The sequence below is a fragment of the Enterococcus sp. MSG3290 genome, assembly GCF_050555565.1.
GTDB classification, from domain to species: domain Bacteria; phylum Bacillota; class Bacilli; order Lactobacillales; family Enterococcaceae; genus Enterococcus_B; species Enterococcus_B faecium.
The window spans coordinates 294,970-314,696 of sequence record NZ_CP187862.1 but is presented as its reverse complement, the minus strand read 5'-3'; the positions used below and the strand labels follow the sequence as shown (position 1 = coordinate 314,696).

At 38.4% G+C, this 19,727-nt stretch carries 15 protein-coding genes and 1 pseudogene; 2 read left to right on the top strand and 14 right to left on the bottom strand.

What is annotated here, in order from left to right; all coding sequences use genetic code 11:
• Positions 1-19: 19 nt before the first annotated feature.
• The 9 genes and pseudogenes from IGL31_RS01490 to IGL31_RS01450 all read right to left on the bottom strand — a co-directional run bounded on the left by IGL31_RS01490 (position 20) and on the right by IGL31_RS01450 (position 10,707).
• Positions 20-2,113 carry a BglG family transcription antiterminator gene (locus tag IGL31_RS01490; RefSeq protein ID WP_086299904.1) on the bottom strand — a complete coding sequence of 698 codons (2,094 nt, stop codon included), beginning with the start codon at positions 2,111-2,113 and terminating at the stop codon, positions 20-22.
• A gap of 488 nt (positions 2,114-2,601) precedes the next feature.
• Positions 2,602-3,365: pseudogene (locus IGL31_RS01485) on the bottom strand (TIM44-like domain-containing protein).
• A gap of 110 nt (positions 3,366-3,475) precedes the next feature.
• Positions 3,476-4,345: a triphosphoribosyl-dephospho-CoA synthase MdcB gene (gene mdcB / locus IGL31_RS01480; protein ID WP_081156512.1), complete on the bottom strand. Its 870-nt coding sequence runs from the start codon at positions 4,343-4,345 to the stop codon at positions 3,476-3,478.
• 24 nt (positions 4,346-4,369) lie between these two features.
• The gene (locus IGL31_RS01475; protein ID WP_002325260.1) at positions 4,370-5,455 is read right to left on the bottom strand and encodes an acyltransferase family protein; all 1,086 of its coding nucleotides are present in this window, start codon (positions 5,453-5,455) and stop codon (positions 4,370-4,372) included.
• A gap of 23 nt (positions 5,456-5,478) precedes the next feature.
• Positions 5,479-6,072 carry a malonate decarboxylase holo-ACP synthase gene (locus tag IGL31_RS01470; protein ID WP_002327514.1) on the bottom strand — a complete coding sequence of 198 codons (594 nt, stop codon included), beginning with the start codon at positions 6,070-6,072 and terminating at the stop codon, positions 5,479-5,481.
• 3 nt (positions 6,073-6,075) lie between these two features.
• The gene (gene mdcD, locus IGL31_RS01465) at positions 6,076-7,752 is read right to left on the bottom strand and encodes a biotin-independent malonate decarboxylase subunit beta (protein ID WP_010728047.1); all 1,677 of its coding nucleotides are present in this window, start codon (positions 7,750-7,752) and stop codon (positions 6,076-6,078) included.
• Positions 7,742-8,041, bottom strand: coding sequence for a malonate decarboxylase subunit delta (locus IGL31_RS01460; protein WP_002287548.1), 300 nt, complete (start codon positions 8,039-8,041; stop codon positions 7,742-7,744). The genes mdcD and IGL31_RS01460 overlap by 11 nt, the downstream gene beginning before the upstream one ends.
• 101 nt (positions 8,042-8,142) lie before the next feature.
• Entirely contained in the window at positions 8,143-9,789 is a 1,647-nt protein-coding gene (gene mdcA / locus IGL31_RS01455; RefSeq protein WP_002325258.1) for a malonate decarboxylase subunit alpha, read from the bottom strand.
• 6 nt (positions 9,790-9,795) lie between these two features.
• Positions 9,796-10,707 carry an ACP S-malonyltransferase gene (locus IGL31_RS01450; RefSeq protein ID WP_061573528.1) on the bottom strand — a complete coding sequence of 304 codons (912 nt, stop codon included), beginning with the start codon at positions 10,705-10,707 and terminating at the stop codon, positions 9,796-9,798.
• Between the two features lie 119 nt (positions 10,708-10,826).
• Here IGL31_RS01450 and IGL31_RS01445 point away from each other — a divergent pair, with 119 nt between their 5' ends.
• Positions 10,827-11,684, top strand: coding sequence for a LysR family transcriptional regulator (locus IGL31_RS01445; protein WP_086299905.1), 858 nt, complete (start codon positions 10,827-10,829; stop codon positions 11,682-11,684).
• Positions 11,685-11,868: 184 nt separating this feature from the next.
• On the opposite strand, the gene IGL31_RS01440 is transcribed toward IGL31_RS01445, so the two are convergent.
• Together IGL31_RS01440 and IGL31_RS01435 are read right to left on the bottom strand one after the other, a co-directional pair.
• Positions 11,869-12,231 (bottom strand): MmcQ/YjbR family DNA-binding protein, encoded by a 363-nt coding sequence (locus tag IGL31_RS01440; RefSeq protein ID WP_002349830.1) that lies wholly within the window; start codon positions 12,229-12,231, stop codon positions 11,869-11,871.
• 188 nt (positions 12,232-12,419) lie between these two features.
• The gene (locus IGL31_RS01435; protein WP_002349831.1) at positions 12,420-12,602 is read right to left on the bottom strand and encodes a hypothetical protein; all 183 of its coding nucleotides are present in this window, start codon (positions 12,600-12,602) and stop codon (positions 12,420-12,422) included.
• Here IGL31_RS01435 and IGL31_RS01430 point away from each other — a divergent pair.
• Complete coding sequence (locus IGL31_RS01430) at positions 12,577-14,016, top strand: helix-turn-helix domain-containing protein (protein ID WP_086299906.1); 1,440 nt, start codon at positions 12,577-12,579, stop codon at positions 14,014-14,016. The genes IGL31_RS01435 and IGL31_RS01430 overlap by 26 nt on opposite strands.
• 6 nt (positions 14,017-14,022) lie before the next feature.
• Here the strand turns inward: IGL31_RS01430 and IGL31_RS01425 are convergent, their stop codons facing one another.
• The 3 genes from IGL31_RS01425 to IGL31_RS01415 form a co-directional block, all read right to left on the bottom strand.
• On the bottom strand, positions 14,023-16,575 hold the full coding sequence (locus IGL31_RS01425; protein WP_086299907.1) for an HAD-IC family P-type ATPase: 2,553 nt from the start codon (positions 16,573-16,575) through the stop codon (positions 14,023-14,025).
• A 113-nt stretch (positions 16,576-16,688) separates the two neighbouring features.
• Entirely contained in the window at positions 16,689-18,020 is a 1,332-nt protein-coding gene (locus tag IGL31_RS01420) for an amino acid permease (RefSeq protein WP_002325254.1), read from the bottom strand.
• Positions 17,986-19,464 carry an amino acid permease gene (locus IGL31_RS01415; RefSeq protein ID WP_086299908.1) on the bottom strand — a complete coding sequence of 493 codons (1,479 nt, stop codon included), beginning with the start codon at positions 19,462-19,464 and terminating at the stop codon, positions 17,986-17,988. Before IGL31_RS01415 ends, IGL31_RS01420 begins: the two co-directional genes overlap by 35 nt.
• Positions 19,465-19,727: the final 263 nt, after the last annotated feature.

Sequence of the window (19,727 nt, the reverse complement as noted above, 5' to 3'; positions counted from 1 at the left end):
TTCTCCCCCGTATCATTTATTATTTCTCAACTACTGAAAAAAGCAGTTGTTTGAAATCTTCGATATTTGTGCATTCAATCAATCGATCCAACTTCTCTTCGTTGTTGATCAATTCAATTAGTTCTTTCATGATGTTCAGATGCGAGTAGGAGTCTACTGCTGCCAAACAAAAAATAATCTTTACTGGATCCATTTCAGGATTACCGAAATCGATTGGTTGCTCAATCGTAGCTACGCTGACTCCTAATTTATTGACCCCATCTTCTGGTCGGGCATGGGCTAGTGCCATGTGTTTGCCAATCACGATATACGGTCCGTATTCATTCACTGCACGAATCATCGCTTCGACATAGCGCTCTTCGACAATGTTTTCTTTAACCAATGGTCTAGCAGCTAGTTCAATCGATTCCTCCCAAGTAGTGGCTTTTTCTTTGATCATGATATTGCTGTCCGTCAAAATATCTTTTAACATAGGCTGGATCTCCCTTTTGTTGATTTCTAAATTGTTTGTTTCGAATAATTTTTCTAACTTGCCATAGATGATTCGATCTACTCGGCCACCACTTTCTTTCATGACATCTATTATTTGAGTGAATAACTCCGTCGATTCATGACTGTTAGGCTCTAACCGCTGTAGTTCTTCATTTCTTTTCAAAAAGTCTTCTATAACCAAGATATTCGTCTCAGTTAAAATCGGATCGACAACTAAAAGCGGCTTATTTCGATAATTCAATTGAAAGGTGCTGAAAACCAGATTGACATCCAATTTATCTACTAATTCGATTTCTTTTGAACTTAAAACTGCAGTAATCTCGATCTGAGGAAACTTTTCTTTCAGATTCTCTGCTAACAGATTTCCAGTAGCCATCCCATGGTTACAGACAACGACTGATTTATAAACATAATTCAAGTCTCGCTTGATTACACTGGCGATCGTCGAAAAGTGGATGACAAGAAAAGCTATCTCGTCTTCCAGTATCTTGCCACCAATTACTTCTTCGATCGTAGGAACAAAATGAGTGACTGCGCGGTAGATTGGGAAATAATTTGTTCGGATGTTTTCTTTCAATGGATTCATGACTTGGATATGATTCTTGATTCTTACAATCAGTGCAGCCATGTGCTTATAGAGATTTTCGAATAAAGCTTCTTCCTTTAGATGGAAAGGTATGTGTGTCTCGTTCTCTACAAATTGGATCAATTGGATCGTTAGTAATTGAGCTTGTACCCACTCGATTGAATTGGAGATATCTCTAGCATTGAACGTCTCAATAGTGAAACGAAGATAATTTCTTTCTACTTGCGGGACATTGTCCAATTGAAATTCCTCGATCATGTGGTCAATAAATGCAGAAAAGCTACTGTCTTTTATTTCTGTATTTTTCCAATTAATGGCAGAGATAAATTCATGTTTCCTGATTCGCTGGATCCAGATCAATGTAAAAAGCAGGATTTGTTTTTTATAAATATCATCTTCTTGTTTCAACAACTTATTGGAATAGATCTCCTGTATTTTTTTGATTTCCACCAAAGGAAAATAATGGAGAAAGATTTTTTGAGCCGGTGTTAATTGTGCATCTTGATTCATAAAGAAGTTGGTCATTCCCAGATTCTGATTGATAAAATCATAGATCATCGTACGGATAGATCGTTCTGAACCTTTATAAACCAGTCCTTGCTTTCCATAACTGACGATCTCTATCCCATAACTGACCAGTGTTGCTCGTAACCGTCTCATATCTTCATCTAATGTACTTTTAGAGATTTGAAATTCTTCTTCTTTTTTGTTTAGATGGATCGGGATTCGGCTGTAAGCAACGGCTAAAACTAGATCAAAAATACGTTCGCGCCGATTCAAAAAGCCGTCTTTCACATCTTTTATTTCAGTTTCTAATCGAGCTTGCTTTTCCTTTTCCAGCTTCAACAAAAAACCTTTGTTGCGAATTGTACGGATCTCCGGAAGCTTTTTACTGCTCAACCAGATATTCGCTTCAAGAACTTCCTGACGGATCGTCCGCTGACTGACATTGAACTCACTTGCTAGATGTTTTGCTTTTACTGGATATTGGGCTGTCATGATTCTGTGAAGTATTTCAATTGTTCTTGTTTTCATAGAAATGATCTCCTTCTGATTTCAAGTATATGGTTCCGCTTACATAATAAAAAGTAGATATTTCTGCCACTTGAAGTGGAAAGAAAGTAAGCAAAGCAAACAAAAAATAAGCCATATGCTTTTTCATCTTCTCAACGAAAAAGACATACGCCTATTATTACAAAAATTTTGCCCATCCATACAAAAAAGAGGTTGTGAAAAAGCTGTCCTGCATCAAGTAATAAGAACAACTAAACTAAAATAGTGCTTCCTATTTTTTGTTTGGTTGTTCTTATTATCGCAGATGCAAGCTTTTGAACACCATTTAGTGGAGAGGTTGTGACAGAGATGTTCAGCCTTGAGCGATAAGAAGCGATTTTGAAAAATCGCTTCCCATATTTTACAAAATCGTGCCTTATTGCCGATAGGCTATCTCTGGCACACCGTTTATTCAGAAAAAGGAGCTGCGACAAGGCTTTTGTCACAACTCCGTTCATAAATATTTCCTGTCAATCCAGCATAATCGGTTGAATAAAATCGGCTTGCCATCTTTTTTCTTTCTCAGAAAAATCAAAATACCATATCTGAGAAAAATACTGTCGTTGTGTCTTACTTCCTGAGATCAATCGCCCATCTTTTCGATCGACTGAATAATCACAGCATCTGAAATCAATTCGGATGGCAAAACTATTTTCGTGGATCTGTCGATAATTTCCTACTTCCTGAATAGTTATTTTTTTAGTATGATTTCTTACACCGTCTGCTTTGTTTTTTTGCAGAACTTTCTGATGTTCGGCAAACAGCTTGTCTGTATAACAGCTTCTGGCTTTTTCAGGAGTTTCTTCTTCCCAAGCGGATTGGATCTTCATGAATATCTTTTGGATTTCCAGAAACTGTGCTTTCTTTTCTTTAGCCGTTCCTGACATGCGGGACAATATCTCCGCTTTCAGCCTTTTCTTTTGTCTTTTATTCTTGACGATAGAAAAAGCAGAAACCCCTCCTACTGACAAAACAGCTAATGCAAGAAATCCCGTTTGCTCATAACTAGAAGGACCTGTACTTGGACCATAATACCCATAAGAATCTCTGCCGTAAGAACGACTGCCAAAATAACTGCCCCATATGAACGACCACCAAATGAACCTCTGCCCGAACTTCGACCGCTAGATGTACCTCCACCATGACCACCCGCGACAGCGAATCCTTGGGTCGGCAGAGCAAACAAACATAGGCCCACTAACAAAATGATTGCTAAATAATTGATTTTTTTCATTGTCTTCCTCGTTATCTTTTATTACAAAAAACTATTTTTATGATAGCCTTGCTAAAAGGAAGAGTCAATAACCAGATGCATAAACTGTTTTTTTAGCAATTTTGTCTTATTTAGTCATTGAGTAATATCGGACAGATGTATGTGTCGGCAGTCCATAATTCCTCTATCTTCAGCATGAACAAGCTGGCAGACAAGAGATCTGCGCTTCCTCCAGGAGAGATTTGGTTTTCCTGACAAAAGTGCAACAGTGCTGTAAATGGACGATTTGGTAAAGCACTTTGACTAGCAGCATGAGCAAGTTTTTGCATTTCCACTAACGTTTTCTGATCACTGCGATGCAATACGCATGTGTCATCTAGCGAACTCATCAAAACTAACAACATATGCATTTGTTTCTGTACATATGAATCATTATCTAGCTCCTTAGCTGCTTGGATTGCAAGCCTGATATGCGGATACCCTAATATCGCTTCTTCATATGCACCATTTACGCCATATTTTTGCTTCACCGTATGACCATGAGTGGTTTTTTTATGACGATATTTTGTATCAGGAAAAGCAGCAAGCTTGCTGACATCATCAAGTATTTTCGATAAAGAAAAAGGCTGTTCCATACTGATTTTTTGTGCAATGACACTGATCAATAGCCCCATTGCCCAAATCGCTCCTTTATGGGTATTGATGCCATTTGTAGCAATCAGCATTGCCTTTTCCGCTTTTCGCCCAATCTCAGCAATCTTTTCTCTTAACTCCTGATCAATAACATGATGCCATGCTATTTGAGCCATTTCTTCAAAAAAAGGAGTTAGCGTCTTAGCAGACTTAAGAAATAAAGCATAGTCCATATCGGAATGTGCACCCGCATCCAGTGCATCCACTAATCCAGGTTTTGGACTTAATGTTACTTCTGCGATCAATGCTTCCTCTACCAACGCAGCGAGTTGCTGAGTCACTGCTTTTTTTCGTTCGTCATTTATCATGACACTCACTCCTTCTTCCTACTATTACTTGCTGAAACCTTTTTTGATAGCTACCCAAATGATATGAAGTAACCAGCTTAAAGCAAATGCACAACTTGCCGTCATTAGATAAGCTACAAGAATCATGACTCCTGAAGGTAACTGCAGCCAACTATCTTTAAACAATAATAACAGTACTTGGAAAACAAATACATTGGCTAAATACGTACGATAAGCATAAACAGACAACCATTTGAACAATGGCAATTTTGGCGAATCGTTTACAATCATTTTGGAAGCGCCTATGAAGACAGCAAAGATGATGACTAAACTGTATAAACTTTGGATCGTATTCAAGTAAGGTGCATTCGCAAAGCTCAAGTCTCCTGGATGTGCGAGCAATGAACGGACAGAAAAGAACGCAATAACTAAGGCAACAGGTAAGAAAAGATAACGTACTCTGTCCAAATATTGATAGACTTTTTCGTGATAAACAAATGCGGCTACCCCATAAATCCCATAAATCATGAAACTAGCAACAAACCGATCTAATAAGTACCAGCTATCATGATAAGGCCCAGTCAATACTTGTGTTTGATAGAACAGATACCATGCGACATATAAAATCGTTGAACCAATCAATACTGGCCATACATATTTTTTATTAGCAAATACTTTGTAACCGAGCCAAACAAAAAACGGCATGAACAATTGGATCTGCAGCATCATAACGGTATACCATAAATGAGGCGCTCCATCACCTGTGACATATTTCAGTAAAAAGCTTGCAGTATCCGTATACGGAGTTTGTTGTTGGACTGCTGGAAATAGCCAAAGATAAGCCGTCGTCCATAGAAGATACGGAACGACTAGTTCAAAAAACTTTTCTTTCAAAAATTCCCAATAAGACAAATGCTGACTTGTTTTTACCATATTATAAACAATTGCAAAAATAAACATTGGTGCTGTGTATTTAACGATGACGTAAAAGGTACCAAGAAAAGCTGTATTTGTTGCGCTGTGGCTGTTTGCCAAAGCAAAGCTCAATATCGTTTGCATCATAACAGCCGTTACAGCTGATACTTTCTGGAAGTCACTTACGTTGATTTTGATTTTTTTGTTTTCAAACATCTCTTTCTCTCTCTTTTTCTTTATTACCAAAGTTCTTTGGTTAATTTAGGTCCTTCGACTGTTTTCAATAGAATTTTTTTCTCTGGCTCTCTCAAATACTCTTTTAGTGAAAAACCGCCTTGCCGAGTCACTACTTGGGTATCGAATTGCTCAAAAAAAGCAGGATGCGATTGAATTACCTGAATTGGCAATTCAATCGGTGAATTTGCGTACAGCAGCAAATCAAAATCACTGGTTTCTTTTACTGCCGGAATCCCAGTCGATAATTCAAATCCTAAGCTGCCGCCGATTCCCCATTTACATCCTGATAATATGTTTCTAGCAGCATGAAATTGCTGATAAACAGGATAATCCATGATTTTCTCTTGTCTATACGATTCTTGTTCGATGATGTCCCACGGATGAATGACTTGTTTGACGGCATGTTTTGAGATTTCTGTTGCCCATCTCTGATTGCGGGCAGGTCCACGTAAACCAATCGGTAGTATTTCTGCGTGATCCGTCGACGCACGACGAACTGTTCCGAACATCTTTTCAGTTAGAACGACCCATTCAGGCAAGGTGAACCCTTCTATTTCATGTTTATCAAAAAGGACAATATCATGTGCTTGAATCATTTTTTATGCATCCCATTCTTCGTCCATTTTGGCACGGACTTTATTTGTTTCGACACGTCCGAATGTTTTGGCTGTTTCGTTTGTGTATCGATTTGTCAGCATCGTGTCATTTGTATTGCGGACATCTTGAATGGCTTCATTGATTGCTTCGATGACTTTGCTGACATTTTGTTCTGAAGCAGCTTGGTCGGTGATATCTTCTAGGAAATGATAGATCGCTCCTAGTTTTGTATAATTATTGATATCGTAAGCGATAGCTGGAACTTTTTCAGCAGCTGCTTCGATTTCAGCAACCGAACGTTTTGTCACACGTGCAGCACTTTCTTTAGACATCGCTTGGACGGTAATTTCTTTATTGTTTAAAGCAATCAAGCGGCTTGATTGTAATCCATGTGCTAAAAATGCACCTGAAATAGCATTTCCTGCAATCAATCCAATAACTGGATGTCCAGCTTGACGGAGTTTTGCATAAGCAGCAGCACTATTAGCCAAAGCCACATGGATACCGATCAATTCTTCGTTATAGCCGTATGCTTGGCTTGGTACATCGATCACAACGATGATTGGCCGTTTCACTTTTTTGTCTTTATCTTCTTCGTAAACGTGATCCAAAATTTGTCCCATGCGGAAACCTTCAACTAAACCAACTTCACCGTTTCGTACACGGTACATCGGGTTTTTAGGATCAGGTACGATTGATGTCACGATGGCTTCTTCTATGAATTTACTTGATTTACCATAATACACAGTACTAATAGAAGAAGTTGGATTTTTCATGCCAGTTAGTGCCGCAAACCAATCGTAACCAACACTTGCTGCAGCTGGTTCATTTCCTTCTGCTACTTCTGGTAAGTCAATTGATTTTGCTTGATGGTTAGCAATTGCTTCATTGTAATCGTCAATGGCCATTGGTTTTGAAAGATCTAAAGAATCAAGTAATGATAAATAAAATGCTGAGCTTTCACTGCGATGCGTGTCTTTTCGTTCGTCCATTGCTGCGATGACAGCAGCTTTGATTGCTTCTACACTATCAGTCACTAATTCATCAATGATTTTTGATTCTACCCGTTGACGAGATCCTAATGTATTCCAAATCAAGTCTTTATCACTAGAATCAAATTCTCGAACGCCTGCTTCTTGTTCAATAACTTCTGGTCCATTCAAACCGACTCTCGCTTTTTTTGTTGCGATTAAATAACTCATTAATGCTGAAGTAATCGACATACCGCCAAATGATCCTACACGTCCTGGAATCAAACCGATGACTGGTACATATTGTTTTAGAGCAATGATTACATTTCCGATTTCTGAAATAGATAACAGTCCGTAGTTTGCTTCTTGCAAACGAACACCACCTGTATCTAGTACAATTACTGGAAAGATCTCATTTCCTTTTTTATTTTCTTCTAACACATGTTCAAGTGCAGCAACGATTTTTGCACCGGAAACTTCACCGATACCGCCACCTTGGAATTTTCCTTCCATAGCGATTACTACTGCTTGTTTGCCATTGATCGTTCCACGGCTGACAACGATCCCGTCATCACTTTCAGGGACGATTCCTTGTGCTGGTAAACTTGGCGCGATGATTTGATCGAATGGGCCAATCAATTCACGTCCATTGTCAAGTAGAGCATTCACTCGTTCTCTGGCATTTAATTCTACAAAACTATTTTTCATCTGAAAGTTCCTCCATTGCTTGCGTCAATCGCAGGTACACAACTCCTGGTGTAGCACCGAAGTCATTGATAACGATATCTGCTGAAATTGGATAACGATCAAAAAATCTCGTTAATACATTGTTCCATACTTCGCCGAAGCCATCGCTTCCTGTACAGATTTTTACAGTAGATTCTGTTTTTTCTGTTGGAAACATTAAGATTTCCAAATCTCCTGAACCGACCACTCCTACATGGATTTTCTTATTGATCGGCTGTTTCGTTGGATATTTATAAGCTAATTGTTCCATGGATCTCTCCCCTTTTTGTAAAACAGAGCATACACGTTCTGCTTATTCGTCTTTCTTCTTCCATCTGGGTAAATGGCGACAAAAGGTTTTTCTCGCCAATTTTATGACCAAGTTCTGAATTTCATTGGTGGTTCATACAGGCCATCTGACCATTCGATCAAATCATCGATTGTTTGTGCAGCTAATAATGAACGTTTCGCTTCACTGCGTTTGATACCTAGATCTTCTGGTAATTTCACGATGCCGGCTTCACGCAAGCTATCTAGTGATTCTTTCGTGCTAGTCATTCCAAGAGGTGTAACACCGCCAATTGCTGCAATTGCTGCTTGACGTTCTTCTTTTGTTTTTGCTTTGTACAAATAAGCAATTCCTTCTTCTGTCACGATATGGGTAGTATCTTCGCTATAGATCATCACTGGTGCATTGGCTAAGCCTGCCTGTTTTTGAACAGCTAATGCATCTAATTCTTCGACAAAGACTGGTTTTTTATTTGAACCATATGTTTCAACCATTTGAACAACTAATTTTTGTCCTTTACCTAATGGATCATCATTGTCGCGAAGTGATTGCCATGCTGGTGTAGAATGACGACGACCGCCAGGATTATGTCCCATGTTAGGCGCTCCACCAAAACCAGATAAACGTCCTTTTGTTACGGTAGAAGAATTTCCTTCGTAATCTAATTGCAAGGTTGAACCGATAAACATATCGATTGCATATTGTCCAGCTGCTTGTGATAATGTTCGGTTACTGCGCATCGTGCCGTCTTTACCGACAAAAAAGACATCTGGGCGAGCAGCAATATATTTTTCCATACCAACTTCGCCACCAAAACTATGGATGCTTTCAACCCAACCTGATTCGATGGCTGGAATCATCGTTGGATGTGGGTTCAATACCCAGTTCTTCGCGATTTTCCCTTTCAACCCTAGTGATTCGCCATAAGTTGGCAGTAACAATTCGATAGCTGCTGTATTGAATCCAATACCGTGATTCAAAGATTGTACGCCGTGTTCTGCGTAGATTCCTTTGATTGCCATCATTGCCATTAGAATTTGCAATTCTGTGATGTTTTGAGGATCTCGTGTGAATAAAGCTTCTAATTGATAAGGTTTATCTGCTTTCACGACAACGTCTACCCAGTCACCAGGGATATCTACACGTGGTAAAGAATCGACAACTTCGTTGACTTGAACGATCACGATACCATCTTTGAAAGCTGCAGCTTCGATGATTGTTGGTGTTTCTTCCGTATTGAAACCTGTGTACAAGTTGCCGTCTTTATCTGCTTTATCTGCAGCTACTAAAACAACATTTGGAATCAAATCGATGAATAAGCGTCCATAAAGTTCCAAATAAGTATGGATATCACCTAATTTCATTGTGCCGTCTTCAATCATTTGGGCGACACGCAAGCTTTGTGCACCAGCATAAGAGAAATCGATCTTGCTTGCGATTCCTTTTTCAAAAATATTCAAATGTTCTGGTCGTGAGATACTAGACATGATCAAATGCAGATCATTCACTTTTTCTGCATCTACTTTTTCAAGACTTTCTGAAAGAAAACTTGCTTGTTTTTGATTGTCGCCTTCTAATACAACTTTGTCGCCGGGAGCAATCAGTTTTTCCATTACTTCTACGATTTTTTCAGTTTCTACATACTTGCCATTGAGCAAGTTGCTGATTTTTTCCAATCGCTGCGCTTTTTTTTCGCGTTTAGAAGCCCAGTTGCGGTTTGGTTTTTCCATAATTAGTCATCTCCATTTTTGATATAGAAACGTGGCGTCATCAATACCATGTTGGTCTAGATTGATCGTACGGATCCCTTTATCTACACCAAATTTTGTATGAATCAGCTTTGTCAAAGTATTGCCGGGGGGAAATTCAATCGTCAGATCCATTCCTAATTCTTTTGCCAAGTCCATCATTTGGTTCCACTGCACAGGGAAAGCTAGATTTTCCAACAAATCTTTACGAATCTCTTCTGCGTCCTGAGTGGCTCTTCCATCCGTATTTTTTATATACAAACATCTAGCATCAGATAGATGGACAGACTGCATATACGGCTTGAATTTCTTGACCGTATCATTCATCAAGAGACAGTGAGATGGCACAGGAACTTTCAGCAGCTTCGCTGTTTGCGCTTGGTGCCGTTTGGCTTCTGCCAACGTAACGGATAAACCTTCGATACTCCCAGATAACGTATGTTGCATCGGACAATTTTCATTTGACAGATAAACTGGATGGTCAGGATCAAATGTTTTGGCTACCATTTCCTCTGCTTCGCTTCTCGTCACACCTACTACTACGCCCATTGCATAACCGCTTGGATAAGCTTCTTTCATCAAGACTGCCCGGTGATAGACTAGTTCCGCTGCATTCTCAAATGTCAAAGATCGACAAGCAACAGCTGCACAAAAAGCACCGATCGAATGTCCTGCTGCAATATCAGGCTGAATACCGTTTTTTTCCATTTCATCTAAATAAAATACTGCTTTTGTCAGTAATGCTAGCTGGATAAAAACCGTATCTTGATAGTTTTCTTCTTTATCAACTAACCGATACCCCGTCACATTTTCTAAACGTTCCATATACGCTTCAGGGATATCTGCTAACATCCCTAACTTCTGACTGCCTTGTCCAGGAAATAAGAAACCTGTACTCATGAGCCTCGCCTCCTTAGCACTTACTTTTTCCACTGCTATCTTAGTCAATTTCTGCTATAATAAAAAATGCCAAAAAAAGAAAAAACCATAACAAAAAGGTATGGATAGGATGGATAATTATGAAATTGCTTCATCTGCAGTATTTTAAAAAAGTATTCGAAACAAAAAATGTTACCCAAGCAGCCAAAGAATTATTTATTTCTCAACCTGCCTTGAGCCGTGCGATCAAACATTTGGAAAACGAATTAGGGATCCCTTTGTTTTACCATAGCGGCAGAAACATTGAGACGACCGTTTATGCAGAAGAATTTTATCCATATGCAGTCAAGACATTAGACACATTAGAAGAAGGAATCAAATTATTGTCTTCGGTCAATGAGAAGATCGTTACTTCCGTCATATTGTATTTAGAGGTAGCCTCTGTTTCTATTCCGAACTTGGTCCGAATTTTTATGGAAAAGCATCCTGATATCCAATTAACGATCATGCAACATCATTTACCAGATGATATTACCGATCCTGTACTGTACATCACTTCGGAGATGAAGCCTGGCATGACCAATATTCCTATCATGAAAGAACCTGTTTATGTCGCCATTCCTAAGAAACATCCTCTTGCGAAAAAAGAACATCTGCAATTAGAAGATATCCAACGCACCCCCATCTTGATGCTGTCAAAGAGCAACGCCTTCCGTCATACACTGGATGCAGCACTTGAAGCGAAAAGTATCGAATTGACGATCAGTTCGACGACAGATGATCCTGCGACATTACGTTCTATTGTCAAGCAAGGATTAGCTGTTAGCTTTTTCCCAAAAGTTTCTTGGTCTTACGATAAAAATGATCCTTTCGTCTTGCGGGAAATCAAAGATTTGCCCTTGACACGAACAATTTATTTATCTTCTAGCTTCACAGAAGATCATCCTTTGATCAAAATGATTGCAAAAACGATGCGGGAATTTTATTTAGGAAAATAAAAAAAAGAGCTGGGACAAAATTCTTGTCGCAGCTCTTTTTTCGAACAAACGGTGTTCCAGAAGTAATTTCTTAGAAAATAAGCCGAAATTTCCCAAAAATTTGAGAAGCAATTTTCGTAAATTCCTTCTTATTTCTTGAAGCTAAACATTTCTGTTACAATCTCTTCTCTATTTTTCCTAGAATTCATTGCGTTGATTGGAAACTTCCATCAATCAAATCTGCTAGTTCATCTAGCTTTTCTATTTTACGTAGATCAACAGAGATCCAATGTTCTTTATTCATGTGATAGGCTGGAAAATACCCCTCTTTTCCTCGCAAAATTCCGCCAAGTTCAGGATCGACCTTCAAATCAAGAATATCGATGATCCTATGGTCACTTGCATCATCATAGATTTTTTCTTCTGGAACAGACATCAGGACCCCAAACCATTTTTTGCTTTTTTGATGTCTGAATACGCAATAATTAGGAAATTTTTTAAAAATATATTCTGGAGACAAATTGTATGTTTCATTGATGTGATCGATTAGTTCTTTTTTCGTTAGCATCTGCTTCCATCTCTTTCTTATTGATTCGCTTTATTCAAAGATACCACGTAAGAATAGAAAAATGAATACAAGTAGCTGCTAATCAAATACTTCGATATTTTTCTTTTTTATCAACTCTTAAATGTTCAATCCGCCTGTGTTGGTCTTGCTATCATCTACTATTAAAATGTTGATTATTGTTTGCCCACCTATTTTTTTATTTTAGTGGTATCATTTTTCAAGTTCATGATGAAATTCTTATCATCAGTAAATGCTCCATAAAAATAAACACTGATTGAAAAATCAGTTGAAACTTGACCACCGTTTATTTTCTCCGTATTCTTAGAATAGAAGGGAGTCTGATTTATGTATTCACTAATGAAAAAAATCATTACCGAAAAAGATATTCGACGTCATGTTTCTTTAGTAGAACAATTGCTGAATCATACAAAGATAACCGTAAATGAATTAGCTGAAATCATAGGGACAACCGAACGAACGATTTTTTCTGACCTTCAATCTATTCGCTCTCAGCTGCCCGAAGGCTGGGACATCATCAGCAATCAAGCAGGAATCAGTTTGCAAAACCAGCAAAATTTATTGACAAATGACCTTTGGGAGATTTTTTTCAAACAATCAGTCAGTGTCGAACTATTGAAAAGTCTGCTTTTTACAAAAAAAGTTGCTGTCCCTGATTTTCTAGCCGACCATGGGCTTTCTTATGGGACATTGAAAAGACATGTGACTAAAATCAATCAGCGTTTAGCAAGTTACGACTTGCAGATCGATTTGACGAAATATACAGCTTGTATTCTTGGAAAAGAGCGTGCGATTCGTACTTTCTATCATCGATTGCTGATTCCTTTCACTCATAACAACTATTTTTTCGAGGATTATTCGATCCATGAATCCCATTATTTTCAATTTTTAAGAAACCTCAGTCAAACTGAACTAGCTGTTGAAACAGAAGAGATTTTCGGAACATGTTGGTTCTTTATCAATACGATCCGTATAAAAGCGAATTGCCGATTAGATTCTTCTATCCATATCAACAGCACACTCGCCTCCCTGTATGACTCTGCATTGAAAAAATTGTATTTAACGGAAGGTATTTATCTTAAAGACACTGAGCTTTCTTTTGCTTCTTTCTGCTTTTTGGAAAGTTGGAATTACAACAATAACTATGGACAAGAAACCGCTCGCTGCCTGCATCATTCTCCATTTTTAGAGGTCCTCGAAACGTTTGTAGAGGAACTAGCTTCAGAGCTGTCTCTTGATCAACTAAAAAAAACATCTCTGACTGATAACTTGGCTCTCCTCGTATTAAAATATCATGAATCGCCGATACTGATTGAACCTTTGGAACGCCAATACCATCGTTTTTTAGAGACGTATGATCAGCAATATGCACACTTATATCAGCAGAAAGAGAATTTACTGAACGATCTAAAAAAAGAAATGGAAATCAATGAACCAAATTACTTTCTTCAACTCTTGTCTTTACTGATTCAACAAACGATTTTTTCTATCAAACCGAATTTGTTCAATGTCTATTTTATTTTCCAAGGAGAACCTTCATGGAAGGCGTTCTTGCAGCAGGAATTAAAAGATTACTTGGGAAAACGTGTCTGCTTCTTACCTATCGAACTAACCGATCTTTCCACTACTTCTTTCGAAAAAACAGATATCTTGATTTCCAATTTCCCGCTGGATTCTCTAGATATCCCTATTGTATACATTTCTTCTATTCCAACGAAAAATGAGCTCAATCGTTTGACTGAACTCACTTTCAAAACTTTTTTATAGTAACGGCTAGCGACTGAATTCTCTAGCTGTTTTTTCTTTTTTACGAAACAGTTTATTCATGATCCCTTTTTCTATTTCTACAACTAAGAATAGAAGAATCACATTTGCCCCAATCAATAACTGTTGTGTCATCGTTAAACTTACTGTACCGATTAGCTGCTGGCCGACTGGTAGAAAAATAACCATCCCTTGCAGTAAAGCAAGGATACCTAATGAAAGAAAAAGCGATTTGTTTTGCAAAAGACCTTGGTTCAATGACGGCTTGGACAACTCTCTGCAATTGATCATGTAAACAGCTTGAGCTAAGACGATATTTTGCAGAAGAATGGTTTGCTGTAAGCTTTGCCCTTCAAATTGCATAGCCAATAAATAGGCAGGAACCATGATCAGTAGTGCGACATAGATGATCCGAAACAAATGATAACCTGATAGGATTCCTTGCTTTGGATCTCTTGGTGGACGCTTCATGATTTCTGGATCTGGCGACTCGAACCCTAATGCATAAGATAAAGTAATTGTCGTTACCATATTGACCCATAAAATCTGTACTGGGGACAAAGGTAGCGGCCGATTCAGTATCAGCGCCCAAATCAAGATCAATCCTTGAGCTAACGCAGTTGGTAAGAAGAAATTGATGGTCTTTTGCAAGTTATCCAAAATGCGTCGACCTTCTTTTACGGCTTTTGCGATCGTATGGAAATTATCATCTCCTAAAACCATATCAGCTGCCTGTTTGCTTACTTCACTACCTTTGATTCCCATAGCGATTCCTATATCGGCTCTTTTCAAAGCAGGTGCATCATTTACGCCGTCTCCGGTCATTCCGACGATTTCTCCATTTTTCTGCAAAGCTTTCACGATTCGCAGTTTGTGTTCTGGCGTCGTTCGAGCAAAGACATCGACTATTGGCACTTGCTGAATCAACTCTTCATCAGACATAAGATCCAGATCGATCCCTTCTAAAACTTTGGCAGTATGTTTTAAGCCAATTTGTTCCGCAATCGCTTTTGCTGTGTCTTTGTGATCCCCTGTAATCATTTTCACTGAGATCCCTGCTTGTTGACATTCCTTTACAGCTTTGACTGCACTTTCTTTTGGCGGATCGATCAATCCGGCGATCCCTGCAAAAGTTAATTGGGTTAAAGTCTCATGCGTGAGTTCCTGTTTCGAATCTACTTTTTTATAAGCAAATCCTAAAACACGCTGACCTTTTCTCGCAAATTCTGCAGCTGTCTGACTCCATGCTTCTTGTTCTGCAGAAGAAAGAGTTGATTTAGCAAATAATACTTCTGGTGCACCTTTGACGTAAATCACCGCTCCTTTTTCCTCCGCATGCATCGTTGCCATATATTTGTATTCAGAACTGAACGGAATCTTTGCTTCTATTTTTTTCAAAGGCAGATTGGCTGTTTCTGTGTGTCGAATCAGCGCAACTTCTGTCGGATTGCCACTTAAATTTTCTGATTTCTGTTCTTCTTTTGTTTTTAATTCCTGACAGTTTTTCATAATGGACAACACGCAGGCTTCTTCTTTTGCAGCTACATCCACAACTGTCATTTCATTTTTTGTCAATGTTCCTGTCTTATCTGAACAGATCACTGTCATAGAACCTAATGTTTCTACCGAAGGAAGTCCTTTGATGATCGCCTTTTCTTTTGCCATTTCATGTACTCCAACGGATAGGATCATGGTCAAAACAGCTGGCAATCCTTCGGGTACCATTGACACCACCAAAGCAATCATAGCCGAAAGAAGGATATGCCAATCCATACCATATCGAAATGTCGTAAAAATAACTAAGAATAGGCTCAAACAAAGAATGCCTTGAAAAATTTGTTTGTTTAATCGGTTGATTTTTTTAATCAGAGGCGTCGTTTGTTGTTCGACCGATTGCAATGCTTGATTGATTTTACCGATTTCTGTCGTGTTTCCTGTTTCTACAACGACACCGACTGCAGAACCAGATTGTACAAGCGTTCCTGAAAAAGCCATATTTTTCTGGTCGCCGATCGATTCTTCTTCTGTCAAAACGGCATGACTTTTTTCAGATGCTTCTGATTCTCCCGTCAAAATCGATTCTTCCACTAATAAATCATGTGCTTCGATTAATCGGATATCTGCTGGAACGACATCTCCGGCACGTAAGACAATGACATCTCCTTTTACCAGTTCTTTCGCAGGGATTTTTTCTTGCATCCCGTTTGATAGTACTATCGCTTCTTGTCCCATCAGCTGCTTCAAACCATTCAATGATTCTTCCGCTTTTCTTTCTTGCCAGTAACTAACGAGTCCATTGACGATCACTACGAATAAAATAATACTTCCTTCAATATATTCACTAGAAGCAAATTTCAAAAAAGAGGCAATGATCAACACGATCATCAGCAGATCAGTAAAGTGCTTTGCTATTTTTTTCCATCGTTTTGTCTGCTGCCTTGCTTTTATTTCATTATATCCTTGATCAGTCAGGCGTTTCTGTCGTTCTTCTTGCGACAAGCCTTCTGTTGATGTTTGATAGTTTTTCAATACATCTTCTACCGTCAATCTGTACCAGTTCATCCTATCCCCTCCTGTTTAATTGATACTGTTATTATACGCAGGGAAGTTTTTTCAGGCGTATCGATTATTTCAGGGGGGTCTGAAATAATTCGTTTTGCAAAATGTATCTGGGCCTAACTGATATTTCTATTGCTTATTCTTTTATATACAAAATTTAAGAATACAAACCAGATAACCAATAAAAAAGGAATAAAGCGTGTCGTGCTTTCGAATAACAAGCTGAAAGCAATTGAAGTAAAAAACACCAACAAAGCAAGATCTTTATATCTTTGTGTAGTGTTCCGTTTCTTTTCTTTAATAAATTGAACATGTGCACACAAGATCGAAGACCACACAAATAGAAAACAACTCGTTGTCATGCCTGCCAAAAGCTGAAAAAACAATCGACTATCAGCTACAAAAAAATGTAGACAAAGACCGGCAAAAAATAACATTCCTGTAATTAAAATACCGTGTAAAGGTACGCCTTTCTTAGAAAGCGCACAAAACCAATGGGGCAAACTTTTTTCTTTTGCTGTTTGATATAAAATCCTGCTAGTACTGTAGACTGCACTATTTGCTGAGGACAAAGAAGCAACCAAAATCATTAGATTGACAATTGCTGCTCCGCTTTGGCAATGGATCACTTGCAGCATAGTCACTAAAGGACTTTCTTTTAAATCTAAACAATGCCATGGAACAACAAATAAAATCGACAAAATCGTTCCTATATAGAAAAAGAGAATACGCCAAGGCAGACAGTTGATTGCTTTTTTCAAATTCTTTTGCGGATCACTTGTCTCGCCAACGGTTAAGCCGATCATTTCAATTCCAGCAAAACTGAATAAAACCATAGGAAATGAGACTACCATTCCAGCAAAGCCAAACGGTAGTAATTCATCGATCTGTCCAAAATTTTCTTTGATTCCGATAGACTGGGTATGAAAATCTGAGACACTCAATCCTATACCCAATAAGATAAAAAGGAAAATCCCCAAGATCTTGATGATTGAGAAAAAAGATTCCAATTCACCAAACCACTTGACTGCAACAAGGTTGACTGCCATTAAGATCATTAGTGCGCTACCTCCGCTTATCAAAGCTGGTACATGCACAAACCAGAAATGGATATACAATCCTATTGCTGTTAATTCCGCAAGTCCAGCTCCAAGCCAGCAAAGCCAATAAGTCCAATTGACAAAAAATGCCCACTTTTTGCCTAAATAATAGTCAACGAAATCACTGATAGAGTTAAATGTACTATTTGCTAAAAATAAATCACCCATGGCCCGCATCAAACCATAAATAGCCAAACCGCATATCAAATAAACGAGAATAACAGCTGGCCCTGCTGATGCAATTGCCTTTGCTGAACCTAAAAATAATCCTGTTCCAATTGCGCCACCTAATGCGATTAACTGGATATTTCGATTAGTTAGAGTCCGTTTCATTGCCGGTTTTTCCATCAAGTTCACCTTTTTCTTTTTCAAGCAGCATGGCGACTTCCTGTTCCCAAGAAGGTTTCTTTATTTTTTCAATACAGAGTGGTACTACAAACAAAATGACACTGATGGCTGTGACTGCAATTAGATTGATCCATGTTCCAGCTTTCATCGTCAGTCCGACAGAAAATCCGATTGCCGCAAATAAAACAATAACGACAGTCCAAACTCCAAGATTGCTCTTTTTCTCTTTTTTTCCAATTCTAAATGGTCGATTCAACTTTGCATGTGTATAACGCAATCTCAAAACTGCGATCCCCATGATGACATAGACGATACAGTAGATAACAGTAGTTGAATTTACGAGCATCAAAAATGCTTGATTGACGCCAGGAATCAGCAAATAAAAAAGTGCAAAGATTGAGATAATGACAGACTGAGTCAAAATAACGGATTTGGATACGTCAAATTGATTCGTCTTCCAAAAATTGAATTTTGGTGGATACGCACCTTTTCTAGCACTTTCTGTCACTGTCTTTGCTGGTCCTGAGGCCCAAGCAGATAATTGGACTGCTACACCAATGAAGACAAGTAAACTAAACAGATTCACAATAAGATGTGGCAAACCAAGAATTTGGCAATAAATCGAAATAGATTGCGCGATATTATTCAATTCCATTTGTCCTTTTGGTACGACATTTGCTACAACTAAAGCATTCAAAATATTGACGAAAAATATAAAAATTAACGCGGCAAATACTCCGCGAATATACGTTTTAACTGGATTTTTCAACCGAGTGATATACACAGAGGACATTTCGATACCAGTAAAAATAAACATGATCGGCGCAAAATAAACAAATGAGGATGCAGTCGTAGTATCTGGTATTAATTTGTCCCATGAAAAACTGCCTAATGTTCCGGTTGGTACGATCCCAACTTTGATCCACGCAGCAAACCCTAATAAGAGCATCATCGTCAAAGGCACGTACAATCCTAACCAAACACCGACTTTTCCGCCGATTTTTGCCATATCAAATTTCAAATTCAAAAAAGTGATGATCCAATAAACGACTAAAATGACAACTAATGTAAATTTGCTGTTCAAACCAAGCGGCACATTATCGATAATATTACCAAACAACGGAGCGAGTGCTGAAGCGACCATCACCATCCCAGGAAACATTTGGACCCATAACAGCCATGAGACAACGAATCCCCATTTTTTTCCCAGAGCATTCGATACCCAAAGTTCTGGACCACCTTTTTGGGGAAACATTCCGACAAATTCACCAGAGATTAATGAGATTGGAAAAGCGTACAATAATACTGCAACCAGCATGTAAAAAATCATCGTCCAGCTCGTTGCTGCTACATCTGGAATATTTCGTACACTTGCTACAAGGGCGCAGGTCATTCCGATAAAGGTCATGGTCGTGATTTGCTTTGATGAACCAGTATCTTTCATCTTTATTCCTTCTTTCAATAGCGACATATGTTTTTGTTTTCTTTTATTTTTGTTCAAGAACAGAAATGACAAGGTTTCATCGATTCAGTACAAAACCCAGTATCACCGAAACATCCATTGAACGATCTTAGTGAACTGGGTTTGATACATGAAGCGAACGATCCAACTTATAGAACGTTTTATAAAAAAGAATATCTTGGCGAGGAATATATGAAAAACAGGGGGAAATACAATTGTTTTGATGAAGCAAATAATTGTCTGTT

Excerpts from the sequence above, each read along its gene's own strand:
- IGL31_RS01490 (WP_086299904.1), bottom strand. The coding sequence starts at position 2,113 with ATGAAAACAAGAACAATTGAAATACTTCACAGAATCATGACAGCCCAA.
- mdcB (WP_081156512.1), bottom strand. The coding sequence starts at position 4,345 with ATGATAAATGACGAACGAAAAAAAGCAGTGACTCAGCAACTCGCTGCG.
- IGL31_RS01475 (WP_002325260.1), bottom strand. The coding sequence starts at position 5,455 with ATGTTTGAAAACAAAAAAATCAAAATCAACGTAAGTGACTTCCAGAAA.
- IGL31_RS01470 (WP_002327514.1), bottom strand. The coding sequence starts at position 6,072 with ATGATTCAAGCACATGATATTGTCCTTTTTGATAAACATGAAATAGAA.
- mdcD (WP_010728047.1), bottom strand. The coding sequence starts at position 7,752 with ATGAAAAATAGTTTTGTAGAATTAAATGCCAGAGAACGAGTGAATGCT.
- IGL31_RS01460 (WP_002287548.1), bottom strand. The coding sequence starts at position 8,041 with ATGGAACAATTAGCTTATAAATATCCAACGAAACAGCCGATCAATAAG.
- mdcA (WP_002325258.1), bottom strand. The coding sequence starts at position 9,789 with ATGGAAAAACCAAACCGCAACTGGGCTTCTAAACGCGAAAAAAAAGCG.
- IGL31_RS01450 (WP_061573528.1), bottom strand. The coding sequence starts at position 10,707 with ATGAGTACAGGTTTCTTATTTCCTGGACAAGGCAGTCAGAAGTTAGGG.
- IGL31_RS01445 (WP_086299905.1), top strand. The coding sequence starts at position 10,827 with ATGAAATTGCTTCATCTGCAGTATTTTAAAAAAGTATTCGAAACAAAA.
- IGL31_RS01440 (WP_002349830.1), bottom strand. The coding sequence starts at position 12,231 with ATGCTAACGAAAAAAGAACTAATCGATCACATCAATGAAACATACAAT.
- IGL31_RS01430 (WP_086299906.1), top strand. The coding sequence starts at position 12,577 with ATGTATTCACTAATGAAAAAAATCATTACCGAAAAAGATATTCGACGT.
- IGL31_RS01435 (WP_002349831.1), bottom strand. The coding sequence starts at position 12,602 with ATGATTTTTTTCATTAGTGAATACATAAATCAGACTCCCTTCTATTCT.
- IGL31_RS01425 (WP_086299907.1), bottom strand. The coding sequence starts at position 16,575 with ATGAACTGGTACAGATTGACGGTAGAAGATGTATTGAAAAACTATCAA.
- IGL31_RS01420 (WP_002325254.1), bottom strand. The coding sequence starts at position 18,020 with ATGGAAAAACCGGCAATGAAACGGACTCTAACTAATCGAAATATCCAG.
- IGL31_RS01415 (WP_086299908.1), bottom strand. The coding sequence starts at position 19,464 with ATGAAAGATACTGGTTCATCAAAGCAAATCACGACCATGACCTTTATC.